General features: G+C 63.9%; 26 protein-coding genes. 16 read left to right on the top strand and 10 right to left on the bottom strand.

Features of this window, described 5'->3' with window-relative positions; translation table 11 throughout:
* Positions 1-8: 8 nt before the first annotated feature.
* The 4 genes from hutU to hutI are packed head-to-tail and all read right to left on the bottom strand — an operon-like array spanning position 9 to position 5,231.
* Entirely contained in the window at positions 9-1,679 is a 1,671-nt protein-coding gene (hutU, locus tag ACO06R_RS01700; RefSeq protein WP_421855280.1) for a urocanate hydratase, read from the bottom strand.
* The gene (gene hutG / locus ACO06R_RS01695) at positions 1,676-2,491 is read right to left on the bottom strand and encodes an N-formylglutamate deformylase (RefSeq protein ID WP_421859161.1); all 816 of its coding nucleotides are present in this window, start codon (positions 2,489-2,491) and stop codon (positions 1,676-1,678) included. Before hutG ends, hutU begins: the two co-directional genes overlap by 4 nt.
* Positions 2,491-4,026, bottom strand: a complete 1,536-nt coding sequence (gene hutH, locus ACO06R_RS01690; RefSeq protein WP_421855277.1) for a histidine ammonia-lyase — start codon at positions 4,024-4,026, stop codon at positions 2,491-2,493. The genes hutG and hutH overlap by 1 nt, the downstream gene beginning before the upstream one ends.
* Positions 4,023-5,231 (bottom strand): imidazolonepropionase, encoded by a 1,209-nt coding sequence (gene hutI, locus ACO06R_RS01685; RefSeq protein WP_421855274.1) that lies wholly within the window; start codon positions 5,229-5,231, stop codon positions 4,023-4,025. The genes hutH and hutI overlap by 4 nt, the downstream gene beginning before the upstream one ends.
* An 81-nt stretch (positions 5,232-5,312) precedes the next feature.
* Here hutI and ACO06R_RS01680 point away from each other — a divergent pair, with 81 nt between their 5' ends.
* Positions 5,313-6,674 (top strand): formimidoylglutamate deiminase, encoded by a 1,362-nt coding sequence (locus ACO06R_RS01680; RefSeq protein WP_421855271.1) that lies wholly within the window; start codon positions 5,313-5,315, stop codon positions 6,672-6,674.
* A 101-nt stretch (positions 6,675-6,775) separates the two neighbouring features.
* Complete coding sequence (locus tag ACO06R_RS01675) at positions 6,776-7,480, top strand: UTRA domain-containing protein (RefSeq protein WP_421855268.1); 705 nt, start codon at positions 6,776-6,778, stop codon at positions 7,478-7,480.
* 11 nt (positions 7,481-7,491) lie between these two features.
* Here the strand turns inward: ACO06R_RS01675 and ACO06R_RS01670 are convergent, their stop codons facing one another.
* From ACO06R_RS01670 to motA, 6 genes are all read right to left on the bottom strand, one after another.
* On the bottom strand, positions 7,492-7,977 hold the full coding sequence (locus ACO06R_RS01670; RefSeq protein ID WP_421855265.1) for a hypothetical protein: 486 nt from the start codon (positions 7,975-7,977) through the stop codon (positions 7,492-7,494).
* 8 nt (positions 7,978-7,985) lie between these two features.
* Positions 7,986-9,002, bottom strand: coding sequence for a flagellar type III secretion system protein FlhB (gene flhB, locus ACO06R_RS01665; protein ID WP_421859158.1), 1,017 nt, complete (start codon positions 9,000-9,002; stop codon positions 7,986-7,988).
* A 77-nt stretch (positions 9,003-9,079) separates the two neighbouring features.
* Positions 9,080-10,081, bottom strand: coding sequence for a FliG C-terminal domain-containing protein (locus tag ACO06R_RS01660; protein ID WP_421855262.1), 1,002 nt, complete (start codon positions 10,079-10,081; stop codon positions 9,080-9,082).
* A gap of 36 nt (positions 10,082-10,117) precedes the next feature.
* Positions 10,118-10,618 carry a FliM/FliN family flagellar motor switch protein gene (locus tag ACO06R_RS01655; RefSeq protein ID WP_421855259.1) on the bottom strand — a complete coding sequence of 167 codons (501 nt, stop codon included), beginning with the start codon at positions 10,616-10,618 and terminating at the stop codon, positions 10,118-10,120.
* On the bottom strand, positions 10,611-11,549 hold the full coding sequence (locus ACO06R_RS01650; RefSeq protein WP_421855256.1) for a FliM/FliN family flagellar motor switch protein: 939 nt from the start codon (positions 11,547-11,549) through the stop codon (positions 10,611-10,613). Before ACO06R_RS01650 ends, ACO06R_RS01655 begins: the two co-directional genes overlap by 8 nt.
* Before the next feature lie 2 nt (positions 11,550-11,551).
* Positions 11,552-12,421 (bottom strand): flagellar motor stator protein MotA, encoded by an 870-nt coding sequence (gene motA, locus ACO06R_RS01645; RefSeq protein ID WP_421855253.1) that lies wholly within the window; start codon positions 12,419-12,421, stop codon positions 11,552-11,554.
* Between the two features lie 137 nt (positions 12,422-12,558).
* Here motA and ACO06R_RS01640 point away from each other — a divergent pair, with 137 nt between their 5' ends.
* From ACO06R_RS01640 to fliP, 14 genes are all read left to right on the top strand, one after another.
* Positions 12,559-13,338 carry a DUF1217 domain-containing protein gene (locus ACO06R_RS01640; protein WP_421855250.1) on the top strand — a complete coding sequence of 260 codons (780 nt, stop codon included), beginning with the start codon at positions 12,559-12,561 and terminating at the stop codon, positions 13,336-13,338.
* 5 nt (positions 13,339-13,343) lie between these two features.
* On the top strand, positions 13,344-14,066 hold the full coding sequence (gene flgF / locus ACO06R_RS01635) for a flagellar basal-body rod protein FlgF (protein ID WP_421855247.1): 723 nt from the start codon (positions 13,344-13,346) through the stop codon (positions 14,064-14,066).
* A 4-nt stretch (positions 14,067-14,070) separates the two neighbouring features.
* A complete protein-coding gene (locus ACO06R_RS01630; protein ID WP_421855244.1) occupies positions 14,071-15,417 on the top strand; it encodes a FliI/YscN family ATPase in 1,347 nt (448 codons plus the stop codon).
* Complete coding sequence (locus tag ACO06R_RS01625; RefSeq protein WP_421855241.1) at positions 15,389-15,931, top strand: hypothetical protein; 543 nt, start codon at positions 15,389-15,391, stop codon at positions 15,929-15,931. Before ACO06R_RS01630 ends, ACO06R_RS01625 begins: the two co-directional genes overlap by 29 nt.
* Positions 15,932-16,005: 74 nt before the next feature.
* A complete protein-coding gene (gene flgB / locus ACO06R_RS01620; RefSeq protein ID WP_421855238.1) occupies positions 16,006-16,368 on the top strand; it encodes a flagellar basal body rod protein FlgB in 363 nt (120 codons plus the stop codon).
* Positions 16,368-16,784, top strand: coding sequence for a flagellar basal body rod protein FlgC (gene flgC / locus ACO06R_RS01615; protein WP_421855235.1), 417 nt, complete (start codon positions 16,368-16,370; stop codon positions 16,782-16,784). The genes flgB and flgC overlap by 1 nt, the downstream gene beginning before the upstream one ends.
* Positions 16,784-17,101: a flagellar hook-basal body complex protein FliE gene (locus ACO06R_RS01610; protein ID WP_421855232.1), complete on the top strand. Its 318-nt coding sequence runs from the start codon at positions 16,784-16,786 to the stop codon at positions 17,099-17,101. Before flgC ends, ACO06R_RS01610 begins: the two co-directional genes overlap by 1 nt.
* Before the next feature lie 10 nt (positions 17,102-17,111).
* A complete protein-coding gene (gene flgG / locus ACO06R_RS01605) occupies positions 17,112-17,900 on the top strand; it encodes a flagellar basal-body rod protein FlgG (protein WP_421855229.1) in 789 nt (262 codons plus the stop codon).
* A 5-nt stretch (positions 17,901-17,905) separates the two neighbouring features.
* Positions 17,906-18,376, top strand: coding sequence for a flagellar basal body P-ring formation chaperone FlgA (gene flgA / locus ACO06R_RS01600; protein WP_421855226.1), 471 nt, complete (start codon positions 17,906-17,908; stop codon positions 18,374-18,376).
* Complete coding sequence (locus ACO06R_RS01595) at positions 18,373-19,476, top strand: flagellar basal body P-ring protein FlgI (RefSeq protein WP_421855223.1); 1,104 nt, start codon at positions 18,373-18,375, stop codon at positions 19,474-19,476. Before flgA ends, ACO06R_RS01595 begins: the two co-directional genes overlap by 4 nt.
* Positions 19,473-20,003, top strand: a complete 531-nt coding sequence (locus tag ACO06R_RS01590) for a MotE family protein (RefSeq protein WP_421855220.1) — start codon at positions 19,473-19,475, stop codon at positions 20,001-20,003. The genes ACO06R_RS01595 and ACO06R_RS01590 overlap by 4 nt, the downstream gene beginning before the upstream one ends.
* On the top strand, positions 20,000-20,704 hold the full coding sequence (flgH, locus tag ACO06R_RS01585) for a flagellar basal body L-ring protein FlgH (RefSeq protein ID WP_421859155.1): 705 nt from the start codon (positions 20,000-20,002) through the stop codon (positions 20,702-20,704). Before ACO06R_RS01590 ends, flgH begins: the two co-directional genes overlap by 4 nt.
* Positions 20,705-20,723: 19 nt before the next feature.
* Positions 20,724-21,260 carry a flagellar basal body-associated FliL family protein gene (locus ACO06R_RS01580; RefSeq protein WP_421855217.1) on the top strand — a complete coding sequence of 179 codons (537 nt, stop codon included), beginning with the start codon at positions 20,724-20,726 and terminating at the stop codon, positions 21,258-21,260.
* Positions 21,260-22,006: a flagellar type III secretion system pore protein FliP gene (fliP, locus tag ACO06R_RS01575; protein ID WP_421855214.1), complete on the top strand. Its 747-nt coding sequence runs from the start codon at positions 21,260-21,262 to the stop codon at positions 22,004-22,006. The genes ACO06R_RS01580 and fliP overlap by 1 nt, the downstream gene beginning before the upstream one ends.
* Positions 22,007-22,061 lie beyond the last annotated feature (55 nt).

The following is a 22,061-nucleotide window of genomic DNA, read 5'->3' as shown; positions in this document are numbered from 1 at the left end:
GGTCCGGATCAGTCGAGGATACCGGGCAGGCGCAGCCCGTGCTCGCGTGCGCAGGCTTTGGCGCTTTCATAGCCGGCGTCCGCATGCCGCCAAACGCCCGAGGCCGGGTCGTTCCACAACACGCGTTCGAGCCGCCGCGCGGCATCCTCGGTACCGTCGGCGCAGATCACCACGCCGGCATGCTGGCTGAAGCCCATGCCGACGCCGCCGCCATGGTGCAACGACACCCAGGTCGCACCCGACGCCGTGTTGATCAGTGCGTTCAGAAGCGGCCAGTCTGACACCGCATCCGAGCCGTCCATCATCGCCTCGGTCTCGCGGTTTGGCGAAGCGACGGAACCGGAATCCAGATGATCGCGCCCGATCACCACAGGCGCTTTGAGTTCGCCATTGGCGACCATCTCGTTGAAGGCCAACCCCAGCCGATGGCGGTCGCCGAGCCCCACCCAGCAAATGCGCGCCGGCAGGCCCTGGAAGGATATCCGCTCGCGCGCCATGTCCAGCCAGTTGTGCAGGTGCTTGTTGTCGGGTAGCAGCTCCTTCACCTTCTGGTCGGTTTTGTAGATATCTTCCGGATCGCCCGACAGCGCGGCCCAGCGGAACGGGCCAATACCCTTGCAGAACAGCGGCCGGATATAGGCTGGCACGAAGCCCGGGAAGGCGAAGGCGTCTTCAAGCCCTTCTTCCAGCGCCATCTGGCGGATGTTGTTGCCATAATCGACGGTCGGCACGCTGTCATTGTGGAAGGCCACCATGGCTGCCACGTGCACCTTCATTGACGCGCGTGCGGCCTTCTCGACCTCCTTGGGCGCGGTCTCTGCCTTGGCGCGCCATTCGGCGACGGTCCAGCCCTGCGGCAGGTAACCGTTGACCGGGTCATGCGCCGAAGTCTGATCAGTCACGATGTCCGGGCGGATGCCGCGTTTATGGATTTCCGGAAACACGTCGGCGGCATTGCCGATCAGCCCGACGGATTTCGCCTCGCCGGCCTTGGTCCAGCCGGCGATCATCGCCAGCGCTTCGTCCAGATCATGGGTGATCTCGTCGACGTAACGTGTGCGTTTACGGAATTCGGCTGACTTCTCGTCGCATTCCACGGCGAGGCAGCAGGCGCCGGCCATCACCGCGGCCAGCGGCTGCGCGCCGCCCATGCCGCCCAGTCCGCCTGTAAGGATCCACTTGCCTTTCAGGTTGCCGCCATAGTGCTGGCGGCCAGCCTCCATGAAGGTCTCGTAGGTACCCTGCACGATCCCCTGCGAGCCGATATAGATCCACGATCCCGCGGTCATCTGGCCGTACATCGCCAGACCCTTCTTATCGAGCTCGTTGAAGTGGTCCCAGTTCGCCCAATGCGGCACGAGGTTGGAATTGGCGATCAGCACCCGTGGCGCGTCCTTGTGGGTCTGGATGATCGCGACCGGCTTGCCTGACTGCACGATCAGCGTCTCGTCGCCCTCCAGCTTCTTGAGGCTGTCGACAATCAGGTCGAAATCCTTCCAGGTGCGCGCCGCCCGCCCGATACCGCCATAGACCACCAGTTCATGCGGGTTCTCGGCGACATCGGGATGCAGGTTGTTCATCAGCATGCGCATCGGCGCTTCGGTCAGCCAGGACTTGGCGTTCAACTCCGGGCCCGTCGGCGGATGAATGTCGCGGGTGTTTTTGCGCGGATCGCTCATTGATCGCTCCCTTTGGATGGTATTGCGCCGGACAGGGCGAGGTCGGCCAGCTTTTCCAGCATTCGTCCGAGACTGGCTCGCGCGCTTCCGGCGCGGGCCTCGTCATACGTCCAGGGCGGGGTTTCGTGCATATAGGCGCGTTGCGCGAGTTCCATCTGGATCGCGTGGGTGCCGGTAGCCGGCCGACCATAGTGGCGAGTGGTCCAGCCACCCTTGAAGCGGCCGTTTAGAATCGCGCCCAGGCCGGAAGCCTCTGCCTCGTCATGCACCGCCGCCTCGATCGCCGGATCGCAGGCCTGCCCCGTGTTCGTGCCGGTGTTGAAGACCGGCAATTGGCCCTCGAACAGGAATGGAATGTTGGAGCGGATTGAATGGCAGTCGAACAGGATCGCGATGCCGAACCGCGCCCGTACCCGTTCAAGCTCGGCTTCCATAGCTGCGTGGTAGGGCGCGTGATAGACGAGCCTGCGCGCCTCGATTTCATCCACCGAGGGCTCTTGCCCCTCCGCCCAGATCGCCTGGCCGTCGAAATCGGTTAGTGGCACCAATGTCGTCGTATTCTGGCCGGGATAGAGCGACGCGCCTGCCGGGTCGCGGTTGGCGTCGATGACATAGCGGTGCACGTTGGACTTCACCACGCTCGCTCTCGCCAACAGGCCGTCATAGAGCCGCGTGATGTGCCAGTCGGTGTCGGCAAGCCCCGCACCGTTTGCGTTGAGGCGCGCCGCGATCGCGTCGGGCACGAAAGTGCCGCCATGCGGCTGGCCCAGCACGACCGGGCTGTCGCCCTCGATGACTTCGAATACCTGCATCATTCAAGCTCCGGTAATTCGGCGGCAAGCGCCGCCAGGATCGCGCCCGAAGCCACCAGGTCTTTCGCTCTGGCGATGTCGGTCGCCATGAAGCGGTCCTCGGCAAGCGTCGCGATATCCGCGCGCAGCCGCGCCAGCGCCTTCTGCAAGGGCGGGCTGGTCAGAAGCGGCGCCCGGAACTCGACCCCCTGCGCGGCACACAGCAGTTCGACACCGAGGATGTGGTTCAGGTTCTCGGCCATGCGGGTGAGCCGGCGCGCGCCATGCGCGGCCATGGAGACATGGTCCTCCTGATTGGCTGAGGTCGGGGTGGAATCCGTCACACAGGGATTGGCCAGATGCTTGTTCTCGCTCATCAGCGCGGCGGTTGTCACCTCGGCGATCATCAGCCCGGAATTCAGCCCTGGCGCCGGCGTCAGGAAGGGCGGCAGGTCGAAGCTGAGCGCCGGATCGACCATCAGCGCGATGCGGCGCTGCGCGATCGCGCCGATCTCCGACATGGCGAGCGCAATCATGTCGGCGGCAAATCCGACCGGCTCGGCATGAAAGTTCCCGCCAGACACGATTAGCCCGGCCTCGCTCAAGACCAGCGGATTGTCGGTTGCCGCGTTGGCCTCGGTCAGGATCGTCTGCGCGGCCTGGCGCAGCACATCCATGGCCGCACCCGCCACCTGCGGCTGGCAGCGGATGCAGTAGGGGTCCTGCACCCGCGTGTCCCCATCGCGGTGGCTTTCGCGAATCGCCGAGCCCTGCAGCAGGGACCGCATCGCCGCCGCCGCCTCGATCTGGCCGCGATGGCCGCGCAGCCGGTGGATCTCCGGTTGCAGCGGAGCTGTTGATCCCATGATCGCATCGGTGGAAAGGGCGGCGATCGCCAGCGCATTGCGCGCCGCCCGCCACGCTTCGAACAGTCCGGCCAGCGCATAGGCGGTCGAAAACTGCGTACCGTTGATGAAGGCAAGCCCTTCCTTCGGGCCCAGTTCGAGCGGCGTCAGCCCGGCCTCGGCCAGCGCCTCGGCGCCGGGCAGCACGCGCCCGCCGAATTCGGCCTCGCCTTCGCCGATCAGCACCGCCGTCATGTGCGACAGCGGCGCCAGATCGCCCGACGCGCCGACCGAACCCTGAGACGGCACAACCGGTGTCACGCCCCTGGCCAGCATGTCCTGCAGCAGCTCCACATAGGCCCAGCGCACGCCCGACGCGCCGCGCCCGAAGCTCAGAAGCTTCAGCGACATCATCAGCCGCACCATGCGGCGCGGCATCGCTTCGCCCACCCCGCAGCAATGGCTGAGGATCAAATTGCGTTGCAGGACCGCGGTGTCTGCGGGCGCAATCTTGTGGCTGGCGAGCTTGCCGAAGCCGGTGTTGACGCCATAGACCGGCGCGCTGCCCGCTGCTGCTTCGGCAATGCGCGCTGCTGCCGCCTCCACGGCGGGCCGGCACGCCTCGTCGAGCCGCACGGGAACCTCGTCGCGATAGACGGCTTCGAGCGTCTCAAGTGGGGTCTCGCCGGGATTGAGGATGAGCGCGGTCACGATTGGCCTCCGAAAATGCGCCGGTGAAGCGGGTTGAAGCCGATGCGATAGGCAAGCTCCGCCGGTTGCGCGACGTCCCAGACCGCCAGATCGGCGCGCATGCCCGGCGCGATCGTGCCGCGGTCCGAAAGCCCGAGCGCGCGAGCGGCATGTCGCGTCACCCCGGCAAGCGCCTCCTCGGGCGTCATCGCAAACAGCGTGCACGCCATGTTCATCGTCAACAGCAGCGATGTCAGCGGCGACGAACCGGGATTGCAGTCGGTCGCCAGCGCCATCGCGACGCCGTGTTTTCGAAGAAGGCCGATCGGCGGTTTGCGGGTTTCGCGAAGCGTATAGAACGCTCCCGGCAGGATCACACCCACGGTGCCTGCGCCGGCCATTGCCCGCACGCCGTCCTCGTCCAGATACTCAATGTGGTCGGCCGACAATGCCCCAAACGAAGCGGCCAGCTTCGCGCCGCCGAGATTGCTCAACTGCTCGGCATGCAGCTTGACGGGCAGGTCCAACGCCTTGGCCGCTTCGAACACCCGGGCAACCTGGCCGGGCGTAAACGCGATGCCTTCGCAAAATCCGTCGACCGCATCGACCAGCCCTTCGGCGTGCGCGGCCCGCAGGACCGGGATCGCCACCTCGTCGACAAAGGCGTCGTCGCGTCCCTTGTATTCTGGCGGCGTGGCATGGGCGCCAAGATAGGTCGTCACCACCTCGACCGGCCGTCGCCGCGCGATTTCGCGCGCCGCGCGCAACATGGCGAGTTCGGTCTCGCTTTGCAGTCCGTAGCCCGACTTGATTTCGATTGTTGTCAGCCCTTCGGCGATCATCGCGTCGACGCGCGGCAGGGCGCCTTCGATCAGCTGGGCGACGCTCGCCTCGCGCGTGGCGCGCACCGTCGAGTTGATGCCGCCGCCGGCTTTCGCGATTGCCTCGTAGCCGGCGCCATTCAGCCGCATCTCGAATTCGCCGGCCCGGTCGCCGCCGAAGACGACATGGGTATGGCAATCGATCAGGCCGGGCGTGACGAGGCGGCCGCCGAGGTCTTCGGCCGGCGCGGAAGCAAATTGCTCCGGCAGGGCGTCGGCCGGTCCAGCCCATTCGATCGTCTTGCCACAGACCGCGATGGCGCCATCGCGGACCAGCCCGTAGGGTGTTTCCGCGCCTGTCATCGTCGCCAGCTTGGCGCCGCGAAAGACCTGTGTTCCGGCCATCAGAGCCTTTTCCGAAGTTGCCTTTATTGATTGTTTCGTATATTCGATAATTCTAAATGTCTACACAAAACGAGTGTGAAAATGAACATCCACGCCCGCCGGGTTCTGCTCGAAAATGGCTGGGCGCGTGACGTCCGCCTGACCTGCGCCGATGGCCGGATCGACCGTGTAGAGTCCGGGGTTGATGCTGGCGGTTCCGATAGCCGTGTCGACACGCTGTTGCCGGCGCTGGCCAATTTGCATAGCCACGCGTTTCAGCGCGCCATGGCCGGAATGACCGAGTTTCGCGCCGCCGGCCGGGAGAGCTTCTGGACCTGGCGCGACCTCATGTACCGGTTTCTGGATCGTCTTGGCCCCGAACAGCTCGAAGCCATCGCCGCCCTGGTGTTCATGGAGATGCAGGAAGCCGGATACGCATCGGTCGGCGAGTTTCATTACGTGCATCACCAGCCGGGCGGCCAGCCCTATGACGCTTTGTCCGAGCTGAGCGATTGCATCGTCGTCGCGGCGGGCCGCACCGGGATCGGGCTCACCCACCTGCCGGTACTCTACACCTATGGCGGCGTCGACCAAGAGCCGCTTTCAGGTGGCCAGTTGCGTTTCGCCAACGATGTCGACCGGTTTCTGGCGCTGGTCGATGCCTGCCGGAGCGGTATTCGGGCCTTGCCGGCCGATGCAAGGGTCGGCATCGCCCCGCATTCGCTGCGCGCCACCGCGCCGGCTGATCTCGCGCGTCTTCTGGCGGCGGTGCCGGAAGGGCCGGTTCACATCCACATTGCCGAACAGACCCGTGAAGTCGCCGATGTCGAGGCGAAGCTCGGTCAGCGCCCGGTTGCCTGGCTCCTGGACAATGTCGACGTCGACGCCCGCTGGTGCCTGATCCACGCCACCCACATGACCGATGCTGAAACCATCGCCATGGCGGAAAGCGGCGCGGTCGCCGGGCTGTGTCCGGTCACCGAGGCCAATCTCGGCGACGGCATCTTCAATGGCGTGTCCTTCATCGAGCATGGCGGCGCCTTCGGGGTGGGCTCCGATTCCAATGTGCGGATATCGCTCTGCGAGGAACTGCGCACGCTGGAGTATTCGCAGCGCCTGCGCGACCGGGCGCGCAATGTCCTGGTGGCGGGCGAGGGCTCGACAGGTCGGTTTCTCTACACCGGCGCAGCGCAAGGCGGCGCGAGAGCGCTCGGGCGCGATGCCGGCGCAATCGCCATCGGCAAGCTGGCGGATCTGGTGGCCATCGACAGCACCCATGCGAGCCTCTGTGCACTGCGCGACGATCAGTTGCTCGACGGGCTTTGCTTTGCCGCCGCCGACAATGTCGTCACCGATACATGGTCCGCCGGCCGCCACATGGTGGTTTCAGGACGGCATATCCACAGAGACGCGATCATCGCGCGTTACAGGGCCGCCGTGTCGGATTTGCTGCAAGCCATCTGACCCGGCCGGATGCAATGGCGGCGCTCGTCTGCGCGCTTCACGGCTCCCGCTTATGTGAATAGAAAAGAGAGTTATCTCTATCTTTAATCTTGGAAGGCCCCATGACCAGAACGCCGGAAACCAAGAGCTATCGCGACATCAAGCAGGTTGTCGTGGATCGCATTCAAAACGGTATCTGGCAGCCGGATTCGCTTCTGCCCAGCGAGACCGATCTGGCGGTCGAGTTTTCGAGCACGCGCACGACGGTGAACCGGGCGCTGCGCGAGCTTGCCGACGAGGGCTTTCTCGACCGCAAGCGCAAGGCGGGAACCCGTATCCTCAACGCGCCGGTTCGAAAGGCCCGCTTCTCGATACCGCTGGTGCGCGACGAAGTCGCCGGGACCGGTGCCGAGTACCGCTACTCGCTGGTGAAGAGGCAAGTGCAGGCCGCGCCGTCCTGGTTGGCCTCACGCCTCGATCTCGCACACGGCCAGGACGTGCTGCACATTCGCTGCATGCACTATGCCGACAATGCGCCGTTCCAGCTCGAGGTGCGATGGATCGTCATCGATGTCGTGCCGGAGGTGTTGAACGAGGATTTCGTTCAGTCCGGCCCGAACGACTGGCTCGTCCGGAAGGTGCCATTCACCAACCTGGAACTGAGCTTCACGGCGACCAAGGCGGACACGGAAACGGCCGAGTTCCTCGACGCGGCGCCCGGCGATCCGGTCTTCACCACCGAGCGCATCACCTGGTTGCGCGGCGCTCCGGTCACCTATGCCCGGCTCTATTTCGCGCCGGGTTACCGGATGACGACCTACATTTAGCCAGGCACGCTCTAGGCTTCCGGCGCGGGCAAGTCGGTGCCCGGCTCGCCGAGCCACGAGGCCGCCGGCAGCGGCCTGCGCCGGTAGTCAAGAAGGTTGTCGGCGATATCGTCGGCCAGCAGCGCACCGTGCGTATCGCGGCGCTCGAACCCGTTGACCGGATCGATATAGCCAAGCCGCACTTCTGCGTGGTCGTCGCACAGCTTCAACGCCACATGGGTGCGCGTGCGTGGTCCGCACAGCACCAGCATAAGCGTGACCTCCGGCTGCGAACCCCACTCGGTGACATAATCGCCGTCATTGGCGAACTGCACGTAGCCGGGCGTGAAAAACAGTTCCGAAGCATCGCGCACGATATCGGCGATGCATGACATGTGGTTCATGCGCAGATAGGCGACATAGTCGGCAAGATCGACAAGCCGCAATTCGGCGGCGAGGTGCGAGATTGCTTCGCCGACAAAGGATTCAAGTTCAACGGTCAGGTTTTGCTTTAGCATGGGGCTCTTCAACTCTTCCTGGCACGCCGCCGGATAATCGAGATCAACTCGGCCACAGCCTTGAAGAACTCGGGCGGGATCATCTGGTCGATATTCACATTCTTGTACATCGCGCGCGCCAGTTCGACATTCTGGAATACTGGCACGCCGCTTTCCTCGGCGATTTCGCGGATCCGAAGGGCAATGAGGTCCCGGCCCTTGGCAACCACCACCGGCGCCGCATCGCGCCCGGGTTCGTAGCGCAGGGCAATCGACAGGTGGGTCGGGTTGGCGATCACCAGCGACGCGCTGGGAACCTCGTTCATCATCCGTTTGCGGGCGCGGTCCTGCGCCACAGACCGCTGTCGCGCCTTGATGATCGGGTCGCCTTGCTGCTGTTTCAGCTCGTCCTTGACCTCCTGGCGCGTCATGCGCAGGTCGGCCCGCCACTGGAATCGGGTCCAGAACCAGTCGGCTGCAGCGATCAGGGTCATCGCGAAGATAATCGCGCCGAACAGCTTCATCATAAGGCTCCGAACGACCGAGAGGAAGGTCGTCAGATCGCTGTACATGCCTTCCAGCATGCGCGGAATCAGATCGTGCAGCACCAGCGCCACGAGAATGGAGGCGAAGATGATTTTCGCCACCGATTTGGCGAACTCGGCCAATCCCTTGACGCTGAAGATCCGCTGCCAGCCCTTGACCAGCGATATCCGCGACAGCTGTGGCTTGATCCTCTCGACCACGACGGCCGGGGCGTTCTGCGCCGCCGAACCGGCGATGCCGGTCAGAACCAGCACGACGAAAAGCGGCAGGGTCAGGGCGCCGGTAATGAACACGATACGCTGCACCAGCCAGTAGATGTCGCCGCTGTCATGCAGGCTGTAGGAAATCGACTGGTCCATCATGCTGGCCAGCTGTTCGGCGCTGATGGCAATGCGGTCTGTCATGAAGAACGACATGACAAACAGCGTCCCGAGAAGCGAAAACAGAATGGGCGTTTCCTTCGAGAATGGCGTCTGGCCCTTCTCGATGGCGTCCTTCATCTTCTTTTCGGACGCTTCTTCGGTTTTGCTTTCCTTGTCCTGATCGTCTGCCATGTCCGTCCAGCGTCAGTAAGGGGTCAGGCTGCCATCGGCAGGTCGATCTTGCCTTCCGAGGCAAGGCGAAGGGCGAGTGCGGCGATCGATTTGCGGGCCTGCTTGACCTCCGCTTCGCCCACCCTGCGCCCGTCGGACAGTTCCGACTCGATCATCCGGCGAGTGCGTTGTCCGATCGACGACAGCACCGCTTCCTTGACCTCGTCGTCTATGTTGCGCAGCGCCGTCGTAAGCACCTCGCTCGAAAGACCGTCGCAGATCATCGTGCGCGCCTCTTTCGACAGCGTCGAAATCTCGTCGAAGCGGAACAGCCGCGACTTGACGCCGGAGAGCTTCTTTTCGCCGACCATCGGCGCCAGCGAATCCAGGATGTCGTCGGACAGGTCCTTGTCCATTTCCAGCAGGACTTCCGCCAGACGGGTTTCGTTTTCCGAGGAACCCGATGGCGTAGAGGTCAGCTTGAAGGCTTCGTCGAGGCGTGTCTCGACGGCAGCGACGATATCGTCGGACACCGGCTTCGACGACAGCAGGCGGGCGACTGTCTTCTTGCGTTTTTCCGTATCGAGTCGCTGCAGGATGGCAGCCACCGTGCCCGGTTCGAGCCTCGACAGCACAACGGCGCAGAGCTGCGGCGATTCGGTGTCGAAGAACGCTGCCAGCTCATCCGGATCGACCTTGGCGACAAGTTCCCAGATGCTCGCCGTCTCTTCGGCTTCCGGCGCATCGGGCACCGTGCCGGTCAGGGCGAACATCTCCTCGTCGGACAGCGCCTCGTTGAGGATCTTGTCCATCGTGTCGGCGGAATCCATCAGGCCGGCGCCAGCGGCAAAATCGGTTTCGAACTCCATGACCAGGTCTTCGAGATCGGGCTGCGGGATGCTTTTCAGCGTTTGCGCGGCGTCGATCATGACCTTCAGTTCGTCGCTCTTGAAAAATTTCAACAGCTGCGAAGCCCGGCCCTTGCCCATCGCAACCAGCACGGCTGCGGCGCGTTGCGGTTTGCTGAGTTTGTAACGCTTGGCCATATCTGCCTGTTCCGACCCGGCTACCCTTGTTCGACCTTAAGACTGGACCAGCGAGACGATGCGCACCGCCAGTTGCGATGGATCGTCGTCAAGCGTTTCCAGTTCGCCGGTGGCGATCTTGGTTCCGTTGACGCAGATGTCGACCGGTTCGCCGATCTTGCGGTTCAGCGTGACCACGGTGCCGGTTTCCATGCCGATCAGGTCGGACACCGGGATGTCCGCCGCACCGATGATCACGTCGACCTGTACCGGCAGCGACATGACCAGATCATGCAGCCCGGCGTGCTCCTGTCCGCCTTGGCCTGCACCGTCGAGCGGCCCCATCGCCTGGTCGTGTTCGAGCACGCCCTGCAGTTCGGCGATCGCCTCGTCCAGCGGGTCGCCGTCGGCGCCGAGGCCCGGAAGCTCCGCGCCGCCGCCGAGATCGCCCAGCCCGCCGCCGAGATCCGGAAGCCCGCCATCCTCGCCGAGTTTGGGAAGCCCGCCATCGTCGCCCGCGCCGGGTTCGCCCAGCGGCGCCAGTTCCGGATTATTCATCGTCTTCTTCCTCGTTTTGCGCCGCCGCCATCCCCGTGAGGACTTCATCCAGCGCCTTGTGCGGACGCTGCAGATAGAGTGCGAAGTTCGCGCCCTGACGGCCAAGGCTGCATTCATATAGCGGCCGGCCCTTCACCTTCAGACGGAAACCGTCATCGACGCCGCCCGACAGCGGGATCACGCTTCCGCTGCGCAGGCCGGCGATGTCGGACAGCGTCATGTCGCGCATCCCGGCCGACCCGATGATCCGAACATTGACGCCGAGCGCGCCCTTGTGCTGCGCGGCCGGATGGTCGCTGCGCGGCCGGCGAACGCGCGGCGCCACGAAACGTGCCATCTTGAGTAGGGCATGATGTGCGATCGCGAGCGTGATCGCCGATTCCGTCGGCCCGAAGCGGTAGTGCATCTCGAAGGCGACAACCGGGTCGTCGCCTGCACCCTCGCGCATCTCGTCGGCGCTCATCGCCATGCGCAGCAAGCCCGGGCGCTCGGCGCTGCCGAGAGTGGTCTTCAGGGCGTCGCCGACCAGTTCGCAGAATTTGCCGGCAAGTCGCTGTTCCAGCGCGGTCGGCGGCCTCGGCTCCTCGGCCGCGGCAAAGTCGGGGTCGCCGCCGAGCATCATGTCCGCAAGAATGCTGATCGCCGTGAACGGCAGGACAAGATAGGCGACCGGCCCGCTATCATCGCCGATCAATACGCCCGCCTTGTCGCTTCCGGCGGCTAGCAGGCCGGCCGTGTTGCCAACCTTGCTGGCGACAAACTCGAACGATGCCTCGAACTGCGCCTTGCGGAAGGCATCTTCGAGCCGTTCTGCAAGCACCGACTCGACCGTGGAGACGGCCGGCTCCAGGCGTGCATTGTCGCCCTTGCGACCGAGAATGCGGTCGAAGACTTCCCTGGTTTCCTGCGATATGGCCGGTGCGGATGTCATAGTCAGGCGGCTTTTGCTTCGCCTGCCGCCATCGCTTCATTTTCCACGTCGTCGAGGGTCGGCCGATCGTAAGTCGAAATCGTCTTGCGTCCGAACTCGAGGGCGACCTGTGGAAGCGATCCGTTCATGTAGGCGATCAGCGTCTGCTTGGCGACGAAGTAGAGGCGCATGTTCTTTTCGCGCACGATTTTGACCTTGGTCGCCAGCGGTCCGACGACCCCATAGGCCAGGAAGATGCCGAGGAAGGTGCCGACAAGCGCGGCGGCGATCAGTCCACCCAGCACTTCCGGGCTTTGGTCAATCGCACCCATGGCTTTCACCACACCGAGAACGGCTGCCACGATGCCCATCGCCGGCAAGCCGTCGGCCATGCCCTGCAAGCCGTGATAGGACTTCAGCTTGTCGTAGCGGATTGTCCCGATTTCTTCTTCCATCAGCGCCTCGACCTCGTGCGGGCGGGCGTTGCCGACGATGATCAGGCGGCAGTAATCGCAGATGAAGTTGGTCAGATCCTTGTTCGCCAGGATCAGCGGGTAGTCCTGGAAAATCGGTGATTCGTCGGAGTTGTCGATGTGGTTTTCCACCTCGTTGCGCGGCTTGGTGCGCAGTTCGCGCAGCAACTGATGCAGCAGGCCGAGAAGTTGCAGATACTCTTCGCGGGTGGGGACCGAGTTCTTGGTTGCCTCACCGAGCGCCTTGAAACTGTCTTTGACGACAGAGAAGGGATTGGCAACGATGAAGATGCCGCAAGCGGCACCGCCAATGATGACAAGTTCGAAGGGCTGGATGAGCACCTTCACGTAGCCGCCCATCGCCATATAGCCGCCGAGCACGCACCCGAAGGTGATAATCAATCCGAGGATAACGCCCACAATGAGACCCCGCTGTTTTCCGCGACGCTATCGCGCAAACCTTGCATGAGGCTGGCAGGCCGCTCGGCCGGACGTCGACAGGCTCGCGCAAGGCGACCCTGTTAGGCAGGACCGCATCCGACTGAAGAGCAGGGCCGATGATAACCAGCACGCTCGTTTCCTACAGGCTTGCCGCCAGCGACCTCGACACAACCCTGCAACGGGTATCCGAACAGAGCATCGTCTCCCGCGAAGTCGAGTACTACTTGGAAAACATCGGTGACGTTAAATCGATCGATGACTTTCTAGGCGATTCGCGTCTGTTCAGCTTTGCGATGAAAGCCCATGGCCTGGAAGACATGAACTACGCCAAGGCTTTCATGCGCAAGGTTCTTGAGGAGGGGATCGACAGCGACGACAGCTTCGCCAACTCGCTGACCGACAACCGCTACGCCGACTTCGCCAAGACGTTCGATTTCAAGAGCTTCGATGCGGCGACGACCTCGTTCACCAAGACGCAGCAGGGAACGGTCGACAAATATGTCCGCCAAACGCTCGAGGAGCAGGCCGGCGCCGACAATGAAGGCGTGCGGCTGGCGCTCTATTTCGAACGCAAGGCCGAGGGCATCGACACATTCTACGAGATCCTCGCCGATCCGGCGCTCGCTCAGGTGGTGAGAACCACGCTCGGGCTCCCCGATGCGGTCGCCACCATCGACATCGACAAGCAGGTCGAGATGATTTCCGATCGGCTCGATCTGGAAACGTTTCGCGATCCTGACGCCCTTTCGGAATTGCTCAACCGGTTTGCCGCCCTATGGGATGTGAACCGGGGCCTCGATCAGGCCTCCAACAGCCTGATCGGGCTGTTTGGCGGCACCGGCCAGGTCGGCATCAGCCAGGATCTTCTGCTGCAGATTTCCCAGCTTAGACGGTAGTTGCCATGGAAGACGGAATTTATGTCAGCATCTCCGCGCAGGTTGCGCGCGAAATGCGGATCAACACCATCGCCCAGAACATCGCCAACGCCCAGACGACCGGCTTCAAGGCAGCGGAAGTGCGGTTTCAGGAGGTGTTGCAGGAGGTCGATGGCGAGCCTGTCTCCTTTGCGTCGAAGGGCGTCGAATATGTCGACACCAGCTCGGGCGGCCTTCAGCAGACCGGCAATCCGCTCGATTTCGCGGTGCGCGGCAATGCGTGGTTCGGCATCCAGACGCCGGTCGGCACCGTGGTCACGCGCGACGGCCGCTTCACGATGGTCGACAATGGCGATCTCGTTACGCTCGGCGGCTATCCGGTTCTCGATCCGGGCGGCGCGCCGATCGTGCTCAATCCGGCCGGCGGCACGCCGGAACTTGGCCAGGACGGCTTCATCCGCCAGAACGGACGCCAGGTTGCCGCGATCGGGCTGTTCGCCTTTGAGCCGGCTCCGGATTTCAAGCGCTTCGAGAACTCGGGCATCATTGTCGGCGGCGAACCCGATCCGGTCGTCGACAATGCCGATGTTGGCGTCGTGCAGGGGCATCTCGAAGAATCCAACGTGGATGCGCTCTACGAGATGACCCAGCTGATTCAGGTGCAGCGCGCCTTCGAGACAGCAGCGGCGATCATGCAGCAGTCCGAGGATTCGGTCGACCAGGTCATCAAAGAACTGAGCACGATGTGATCCGATGAACGCGATCGCGCAGCTCAGCCAGTTGCTTGACGCAGCCGATTTCGATGACCGGCCGCTGGCGCGCGGCGGCACCGTTGCCGCCATCCATCCCAATGTGATCGTCGCCGAGGGCATGGGCTCCTATGCCCAGCTTGGCGATTTCGTGTCGCTGGGCATGGACGCGACACCGCCGCGCGGCGAGGTCGTGCAGATCGAGCCGGACCGGGTGCTGATCGCGCCCTGCGAAAACGGCCACGCGCTGTCGATCAACGACACGGTGATCCACCGCGGACCGACACTCACCTCGCCGGACGAGCGCTGGCTGGGCCGGGTCGTCAATGCGCTGGGCGAACCGGTCGACGGGCGCGGCCCGCTCGCCGCGGCACCGCAATACGGCAAGCGCCGTCAGCGCCGCCCGGCCATGATGCGCGCGCGCATCGACGAGCCGTTTCGCACCGGCGTGCGGGTGATCGACATCTTTACCCCGCTATGCATCGGCCAGCGTTTCGGCATCTTCGCCGGCTCGGGCGTCGGCAAGTCGACGCTGCTTGCCATGCTCGCGCGCGCCGATGTGTTCGATGTCGTCGTTGTATCGCTGGTCGGCGAGCGGACCCGCGAAGTCCGGGAGTTCCTGGAAGACACGCTCGGCGCGGAAGGCATGAAGAAGGCCATCGCCGTGGTCGCAACCAGCGACGAGAGCCCGACGATGCGCCGCCGCGCGCCGTCCTGCGCGATGGAGGTCGCCGAATGGTTCCGCGACCGGGGCAAGCGTGTCCTGCTGCTGCTCGATTCGGTGACCCGCTATGCCCATGCGCTGCGCGAAGTGGCGATCTCGGTCGGCGAACCGCCGGTCTCGCGCGGTTATCCCGCGTCGGTCTTCACGGATCTGCCGCGCCTTCTGGAGCGCGCCGGCCCGGGCGGCGCGGGGTGCGGATCGATCACAGCCATCGTCACCGTCCTGGTCGACGGCGATGACCACAACGATCCGGTCTCCGACACGTTGCGCGGCATTCTCGACGGCCATCTCGTGCTGCAGCGGTCGATCGCCAATCGCGGCCGCTATCCGGCGGTCGACCCGCTCGCCTCCGTTTCGCGTCTGGCCGAGCGGGTCTGGACGGATCAGCAACGCCAGTTGGTGTCCCAGATCCGCGCGATGATCTCGCTATACGAGGAAACGCGCGACCTGCGCATGATGAGCGGCTGGCAGCCCGGAGTGGATGGGGATCTCGACCAGGCGGTGATCGCCGTCCCGAAGATCTACGATGCGCTGACCCAGCGCACCGCCAGCCCGCCGAACGCCGACCCATTTGCCGAACTCGCGGAATCCCTGAAAAATGATCAAGCAAACGCTCGAACGGCTTAACCGCCGCGGCTATTTCAAGGACATGAAGCCGATCGACTATGTGCTGTCGGCGATCGGACTGTGCCTGGGTACGGCGGCCGCCCTCTTCCCCTGGCATGTCTACTTCAATCCGGATGTCTACGGCCCGCCCGAGATCACCTTCTCCCGGGATGGCATCATTCCCGCCGACGACATTGCCGTCCGATCGCGCGGCCGGCCTTTGTTTCCGGCGGACGTGCTTGACCGAAGCCCGGCATCCGACGCGCTGCCTGGTCTCGATCCGGTAATCACGGGGCGTGTCGACCGCGATGAAACGGTTGCATCGGGCCTCGACCAGCCATTTCCCGGCAACGGACGGAAGTTTGCGGTCTATTCGATCAACGCCCGGCGCGCACTGATCGGAGACAGTGACGGGGTCTATCTGATCTCCAACAGGGACCGGCTGCCCGATGGCACGGTTCTGGAGCGCATCGAGCATGACGGCAGCCGATGGTACATCGTCACCTCGGCGGGTCGCGTCATCCACGCGCGATAAGCCGTCCCGCAGGGGCATTCACAAGGCACACGCAAGAAACGGCCGGTAGTGTCGCTCGCGAGAGAGGGTGCTCCATGGAAGCCGTGAATCTTTTCCACCTTGCGACGACCCAGGCGAAATGGCTTTCGCTGCGCCAGACCGCGGTCGCCAACAACATCGCCAACGCGCATATGCCGGCCTACACGTCGGTGGACGTTCAGCCCTTCGAGGAAGTCCTGTCCGGGGCATCGGTGCGGCTTGGCGCGACGAGCGGCGATCATTTCGGCGTTTCGACCGGCGGTGCGCCGGTCACCGGCGGCCTGACCTCGTCCGGCCAGAGCGTTTCGGTTGAAAGCGAACTCGTCAAATCCGCGGAGATCAAGCATTCCTTCGAGATGAACACGGCGATCGTCTCGGCGTTTCATCGCATGATCCTGATGTCAGCGAAGTCGTCGTAATGGATTCGCTCTCCACCGCAATCAAGGTTGCAGCATCCGGTCTGAGCGCGGAGTCGACCAGGCTGCGCGTCGTCTCGGAAAACGTCGCCAACTCGCAGTCGACCGCGTCCATACCGGGCGGCGATCCGTTTCAACGCAAGCTGGTGATGTTCGCCACCGAACTCGATCGCGCCACCAACGCGCAGCGTGTCATGGTGGAAGCCATTGAAGGCGACCGGGCCGACTTTCCGGTTGTGCACGATCCTTCGCATCCCGCCGCCGACGAGAGCGGCTTTGTGAAGCTTCCAAACGTCAACATGCTGGTGGAGATGGCCGACATGCGCGAGGCCAACCGCTCCTACCAGGCCAATCTCGAAGTTCTGAAGCAGGCGCGCGAACTCATTTCCATGACGATTGAACTGATGAGGTCACGCTGATGGCAAACGAGTTCGCAATCGCCGCCATCGCCCCGATCGACCCCAGCCGCATTGGCGCTGTGGAAAGCGCGCCGACGTCCGGCGCCGCGCGCATCGAAGAGCCCAGCTTCGCGGAAGCGTTGCGCGGGATCACAGCCGATGCCGTCAACGATATCCGGCACGCAGAGGAGATGTCGTTTCGCGGGATCACCGGCGAGGCGGACATTCGTGACGTGACCGATGCCGTCATGAGCGCGGAGCAATCGCTCAGCGCTGCCGTCGCCATCCGTGACAAGATCGTCACGGCTTTCCTCGAAGTCAGCCGGATGCAGATTTAAGGAGCACGCCATGAAGGCCCTTTCCATCGCCGCGACGGGCATGAATGCCCAGCAGACCAATCTCGAGGTCATCGCCAACAACATCGCGAACGTGAACACCACCGGGTTCAAACGCGCCCGCGCCGAGTTCTCAGATCTGCTTTACCAGGCCGATATCCAGGCCGGCACGCCGAGCTTTGCCAACCAGAATGTGATCCCGGAGGGCGCCAATATCGGGCTCGGCGTTCGCACAGCAGCGGTGCGCAACGTCCATATCCAGGGCGCGCTGACCAGCACCGGCAACCGGTTCGACATGGCGCTGACCGGCAGCGGCTGGTTCCAGGTGGAAGGGGCCGGCGGCGAAACCGTCTACACCCGCGCCGGCGCTTTCAACACCAATGCGCTCGGCGAACTCGTGACGGTGGAGGGCTACAGGGTCTCTCCGGCCATCAACATTCCCGAAGGATCGGTCGAGGTGATCGTCAACCGGTCGGGCCAGGTCTTCGCCCGTCTGGAGGATCAGATCGAACTGCAGGAACTCGGGCAGTTGACGCTGGCCACCTTCGCCAATGACGCCGGCCTGAAACCGATGGGCAGCAACCTGTTTGCGGAAACCGAAGCCTCTGGCGCGGCCATCGTTGGCGTGCCCGGCGATCCCGGTTTCGCGACCATCCAGCAAGGCTATCTCGAGGGTTCGAATGTCGATCCCGTCAAGGAGATCACCGAACTGATCGCCGCGCAGCGCGGCTACGAGATGAACTCGAAAGTCATCCAGGCGGCCGACCAGATGGCCGCGGTTGTGGCAACCGGATTGAGATAGAGCCCATGAGCTGGATGCGCATACTTGCCGGGATCCTGGTTCCGGCATTGTTGTGTTTCAGCACTGCCGCCTGGCCGGCGCAGGACGCCGATGTCGTGCTTACGGTCAATCGGGTCATCTATCCGGGCCAGGTGGTTCCCGCCGATGCGATCGTCGAAACCCGGCTGCGGCGGCCATTGCGCAATGGTCTGGTCGTGTTGCGCGATACCGGCGATCTGGTCGGCAAGATAGCTGCGCGCACCATTCTGCCGCGCCGGCTGATCGTACCCGACGCGGTGCGCGACGCCTATGCGATCGAAGCGGGCGAGGCGGCGATCGTCTATTACCGGCACGGCGCGCTGGTCATCGCGATGGATGCGGTGGCCCTGACGAATGCCGGCATCGGCGAGATGGTCAGGGTGCGCAACTCCGCCAGCGGGCGAACCGTCGCCGGGATCGTCCAGCCGGACGGCACGGTCGTGGTGGCGGTGCGATGAGGGTCTTGTTCGTCCTGCTTCTGGCGCTTTGCACGAGCCTGCAGCCGGCCGCCGCCCAGTCGCGCGTCAAGGATATCGCCGTTCTCCAGAGCACGCGCGACAACCAACTCGTCGGCTACGGTCTGGTGGTCGGGCTCAACGGCTCCGGCGACAGCCTGCGCAATGCGCCGTTTACCGAGCAGTCGATGCGTTCGATGCTCGACAATCTCGGCGTCGCCACCCTGGAAGGCCGCGCGCGGCTGAAAAACATCGCCGCCGTGATCGTGACCGCGAACCTGCCGGCATTCGTACGGCAGGGAAGCCGTATCGATGTCAGCGTCTCATCGCTCGGCGACGCCACTTCGCTCGGCGGCGGGCAGTTGATCATGACGCCCTTGCGCGGCGCCAACGGCGAGATCTATGCGGTCGCGCAGGGGCCGGTCTCGATTTCCGGCTTCCAGGCGCAGGGCGAGGCGGAAAGCGTGGCGAGCGGCAACCCGACCACCGGGCGCATCTCTGGCGGCGGCATCGTCGAACGCGAGATCGAAGCCTATTTTGAAGAAGAGCAGACGCTGACTCTGCAATTGCGCAATCCGGATTTCTCGACCGCGATCACGGTCACCGATGCGATCAACAATTTCGGCGCATCGGCTTTCGGGATGCGCCCGGCCCAGGAAATCGATTCGCGCACGATTGCGATCCGCAAGCCGAGGGACGTCTCGGCGACCCGCTTCATCGCCTCGATCGAGAACATCCGGGTCGTCACCGACTCGCCGGCGCGCGTTGTGCTCGACGAAAGCACCGGCACGGTCGTCATCGGCGCCGATGTGCGCATTTCGCGCGTCGCGGTCAGTCACGGCACCTTGACGGTCCGGGTGACCGAAGCGCCGACCGTCGTCCAGCCATTGCCGTTTTCGCGCGGCGGCGAGACGGCGATCGAACCCAACACCTTTATCGATATTGCCGAAGAGGGCACGCAGCTGGGCACCGTCGACGGGACCGATCTGCAGAGTCTTGTCGAGGGGCTCAACCGGCTCGGCGTCGGCCCGCGCGACATCATTTCCATCCTCCAGGCCGTCAAGACCGCAGGTGCAATGCAAGCGGAGCTTGTCGTGCAATGATCCGGGCCGGTTTTCGATATCGCGCCGCACTTCTGGCGATGGCCGCAGCCTTCTGCCTGCCGGTCGGCAAGCTGCATGCGCAAACAAGCCTGCCCTCGTTGCTCGACCAGCCGCCGCCGGCTGCCAACAGCGACGACATTCGCCGTTTCTGTTCCAACATCACCGAGGCGGCGCGCGAACGCCGCTATGCCGTGCAGAAAGCGGAACTGGAGAAGCTGCGCGGCGAGATCGAGGACAAGATCATGCTGCTGGAGCAGAAGCGCTCCGAACTGGAAGAGTGGGCGCAGAAGCGCGAGGCGTTTTCCGAGGCCGCCAATGAAGGGCTGGTCGAGGTCTATGCGAAGATGCGTCCGGACGCCGCCGCCCAACGCATGGAAAAGCTGCCGAGCGAACTCACCGCCGCACTGCTGACCAAGCTGAAGCCCCGCGCCGCCGGTACGATCCTCAATGAAATGTCGGCCGAGCAGGCGGCGATGGTCACCGTGATCATGGCCGCCGCTGCCGACAAAACAGATGGTGTGAACTGATGCGCCGGCTTTTGCTGATTGTGCTGATGCTGAACCTGGCAGGATGCGTGCATCCGCGCGAGATCGGGCGCGAACCGCGGCTGTCGCCGGTCGGCGCGGAGCTCGCCGCCGATCAGATGACCACCAAGCCGATGCTTTATCCGGATCGTCCGGCATTCCACAAATACTCGACCTGGAACGACCGCGCGGCGAGCCTGTTCACGGCCAACCGCGCCGTCGGCCGGGGCGATATCCTGACCGTCAACATCGCCATCAACGACAGCGCGAAGGTCGACAACCAGAGCGACCGGTCGCGCACCGCGACCAAGTCGCTGGGGCTCGGCGGCAATATCAACACCTCCAGCGGGGTATCAGGCGATTTCACGATGGCCGGCGATCTGAACTCGTCGACCGATTTCGCTGGATCCGGCGGGACCCAGCGTGCCGAGACGATCGACCTGTCGATCGCGGTCGTCGTCGTCGATGAACTGGCCAACGGCAACCTCCTCGTGCAGGGGTCTCAGGAGGTGCGGGTCAATGCCGAACTGCGCAGGCTGACGCTCTCCGGCATCGTCCGACCCTCCGATATCGGGCCGGAAAACACCTTGCCCTACGACCGCATCGCGGAGGCGCGCATCTCCTATGGCGGCAAGGGCCGCATAACCGAGGTGCAGCAGCCGCCTTACGGCCAGCAGGCGCTCGACCTCTACTTGCCGATTTGATCCGGAGCCGGCTTTCGCGATGGCGCAGACCATAGAGACCAGTTCCGAGGAGACCAAAAAGCCGTCGATGATGGCGATGGTCATCCCGCTGGCGGTGATCACGCTGGTCGCCGGCGGCGCCGGCTTTGGGGTTGGCACCGCATTTCTCCAGCCTGTCGCACCGAGCGCGGCGCCTGCCGAAGGCAAGGCCGCACCGGCCAAGAAGGCGACACCGGACAAGGACGCATCCAAAACGGATGCGCATGAGGAAAAGGAAGCCCATCCGCCCAAGAAAACTGTCGTTGCCGAAGTGCCGGCGATCACGACGAACCTCGCCGATCCGTCCGATGCGTGGATCCGGCTCGAGGTCGCACTGGTCTATACCGGCGACGCCGACGAGACGCTGTCGCAGGAAGTCCACCAGGACATCGTCGCATTCGTCCGTACGTTGCGGCTCTACAACCTTCGCGGCGGCAGCGGCTACCGGCATCTGGTCGAGGATCTCGAGGATCGCGCGCGCGTCCGCAGCGAGGGACGGATCGAACGGGTGCTGATCCGCTCGCTGGTTATCGAATAATGCGTTTGGACGTCTTCAAACTGCCGGTGCTGCTGATCTTGCTTCTGGTCGCATCGCCGGCCTTCGGCCAGGAATCGCCGGGCTTTTCCCTGCCCGACGGGGTGACCGGCCAGACGACCGGGCTGATCGTCCAGCTTTTCGGCCTGGTGACCATACTGGCGGTCGCCCCCGGCCTGCTGGTGATGGTGACCAGCTTCACGCGCTTCGTCATCGTGTTCTCGATCCTGCGGGCCGGCATCGGCTTGCAGACGACGCCGGCCAACATCGTCATGGTCAGCCTCGCCCTGTTCATGACGTTCTACGTCATGTCCCCGGTGTTCGACCGTGCCTGGCAGGATGGCGTGCGGCCGCTGGTCGACCAGGAGATCAGCGAGGAAGAGGCGCTCGGCCGGATCGTTACTCCGTTTCGCGCCTTCATGCTCGACAATGTCCGCGACCAGGACCTGCAGTTGTTCACCGATCTCGCGCGCGAAAGGGGTCAGGAAGTCGGGACGGGCGACGCGCTGGATATTCGCGTCATCGTGCCGGCATTCATGATCTCGGAAATCCGCCGCGGTTTCGAGATCGGCTTTCTGGTCATCCTGCCGCTATTGGTCATCGATCTCGTCGTGGCGACGATCATCATGGCGATGGGCATGATGATGCTTCCGCCATCCGTTGTCTCCCTGCCTTTCAAGATCCTCTTCTTCGTGATGATCGACGGCTGGAACATTCTGGTCGGCAGCCTGGTCCGCTCGGTCGCCTGATCTCCGGAAAGAAACCGTAAACCATTTCGGCTGACGTTTCGGCTCGCGCAATGGC

This window comes from Oricola sp. (genome assembly GCF_965230365.1).
In the GTDB taxonomy this organism is placed as follows: domain Bacteria; phylum Pseudomonadota; class Alphaproteobacteria; order Rhizobiales; family Rhizobiaceae; genus Oricola.
This window is presented reverse-complemented; position numbering and strand designations above follow the sequence as displayed.

What these genes read in the sequence shown, in the direction of transcription:
- ACO06R_RS01640 (WP_421855250.1), top strand. Translation starts at nt 12,559, where the DNA reads ATGATAACCAGCACGCTCGTTTCCTACAGGCTTGCCGCCAGCGACCTC.
- flgF (WP_421855247.1), top strand. Translation starts at nt 13,344, where the DNA reads ATGGAAGACGGAATTTATGTCAGCATCTCCGCGCAGGTTGCGCGCGAA.
- ACO06R_RS01580 (WP_421855217.1), top strand. Translation starts at nt 20,724, where the DNA reads ATGGCGCAGACCATAGAGACCAGTTCCGAGGAGACCAAAAAGCCGTCG.
- ACO06R_RS01610 (WP_421855232.1), top strand. Translation starts at nt 16,784, where the DNA reads ATGGCAAACGAGTTCGCAATCGCCGCCATCGCCCCGATCGACCCCAGC.
- fliP (WP_421855214.1), top strand. Translation starts at nt 21,260, where the DNA reads ATGCGTTTGGACGTCTTCAAACTGCCGGTGCTGCTGATCTTGCTTCTG.
- flgB (WP_421855238.1), top strand. Translation starts at nt 16,006, where the DNA reads ATGGAAGCCGTGAATCTTTTCCACCTTGCGACGACCCAGGCGAAATGG.
- hutU (WP_421855280.1), bottom strand. Translation starts at nt 1,679, where the DNA reads ATGAGCGATCCGCGCAAAAACACCCGCGACATTCATCCGCCGACGGGC.
- ACO06R_RS01670 (WP_421855265.1), bottom strand. Translation starts at nt 7,977, where the DNA reads ATGCTAAAGCAAAACCTGACCGTTGAACTTGAATCCTTTGTCGGCGAA.
- ACO06R_RS01675 (WP_421855268.1), top strand. Translation starts at nt 6,776, where the DNA reads ATGACCAGAACGCCGGAAACCAAGAGCTATCGCGACATCAAGCAGGTT.
- hutI (WP_421855274.1), bottom strand. Translation starts at nt 5,231, where the DNA reads ATGGCCGGAACACAGGTCTTTCGCGGCGCCAAGCTGGCGACGATGACA.
- ACO06R_RS01630 (WP_421855244.1), top strand. Translation starts at nt 14,071, where the DNA reads ATGAACGCGATCGCGCAGCTCAGCCAGTTGCTTGACGCAGCCGATTTC.
- ACO06R_RS01590 (WP_421855220.1), top strand. Translation starts at nt 19,473, where the DNA reads ATGATCCGGGCCGGTTTTCGATATCGCGCCGCACTTCTGGCGATGGCC.
- ACO06R_RS01650 (WP_421855256.1), bottom strand. Translation starts at nt 11,549, where the DNA reads ATGACATCCGCACCGGCCATATCGCAGGAAACCAGGGAAGTCTTCGAC.
- flhB (WP_421859158.1), bottom strand. Translation starts at nt 9,002, where the DNA reads ATGAAGGACGCCATCGAGAAGGGCCAGACGCCATTCTCGAAGGAAACG.
- ACO06R_RS01680 (WP_421855271.1), top strand. Translation starts at nt 5,313, where the DNA reads ATGAACATCCACGCCCGCCGGGTTCTGCTCGAAAATGGCTGGGCGCGT.
- ACO06R_RS01655 (WP_421855259.1), bottom strand. Translation starts at nt 10,618, where the DNA reads ATGAATAATCCGGAACTGGCGCCGCTGGGCGAACCCGGCGCGGGCGAC.
- ACO06R_RS01595 (WP_421855223.1), top strand. Translation starts at nt 18,373, where the DNA reads ATGAGGGTCTTGTTCGTCCTGCTTCTGGCGCTTTGCACGAGCCTGCAG.
- hutG (WP_421859161.1), bottom strand. Translation starts at nt 2,491, where the DNA reads ATGCAGGTATTCGAAGTCATCGAGGGCGACAGCCCGGTCGTGCTGGGC.
- ACO06R_RS01660 (WP_421855262.1), bottom strand. Translation starts at nt 10,081, where the DNA reads ATGGCCAAGCGTTACAAACTCAGCAAACCGCAACGCGCCGCAGCCGTG.
- flgA (WP_421855226.1), top strand. Translation starts at nt 17,906, where the DNA reads ATGAGCTGGATGCGCATACTTGCCGGGATCCTGGTTCCGGCATTGTTG.
- ACO06R_RS01625 (WP_421855241.1), top strand. Translation starts at nt 15,389, where the DNA reads ATGATCAAGCAAACGCTCGAACGGCTTAACCGCCGCGGCTATTTCAAG.
- flgC (WP_421855235.1), top strand. Translation starts at nt 16,368, where the DNA reads ATGGATTCGCTCTCCACCGCAATCAAGGTTGCAGCATCCGGTCTGAGC.
- flgG (WP_421855229.1), top strand. Translation starts at nt 17,112, where the DNA reads ATGAAGGCCCTTTCCATCGCCGCGACGGGCATGAATGCCCAGCAGACC.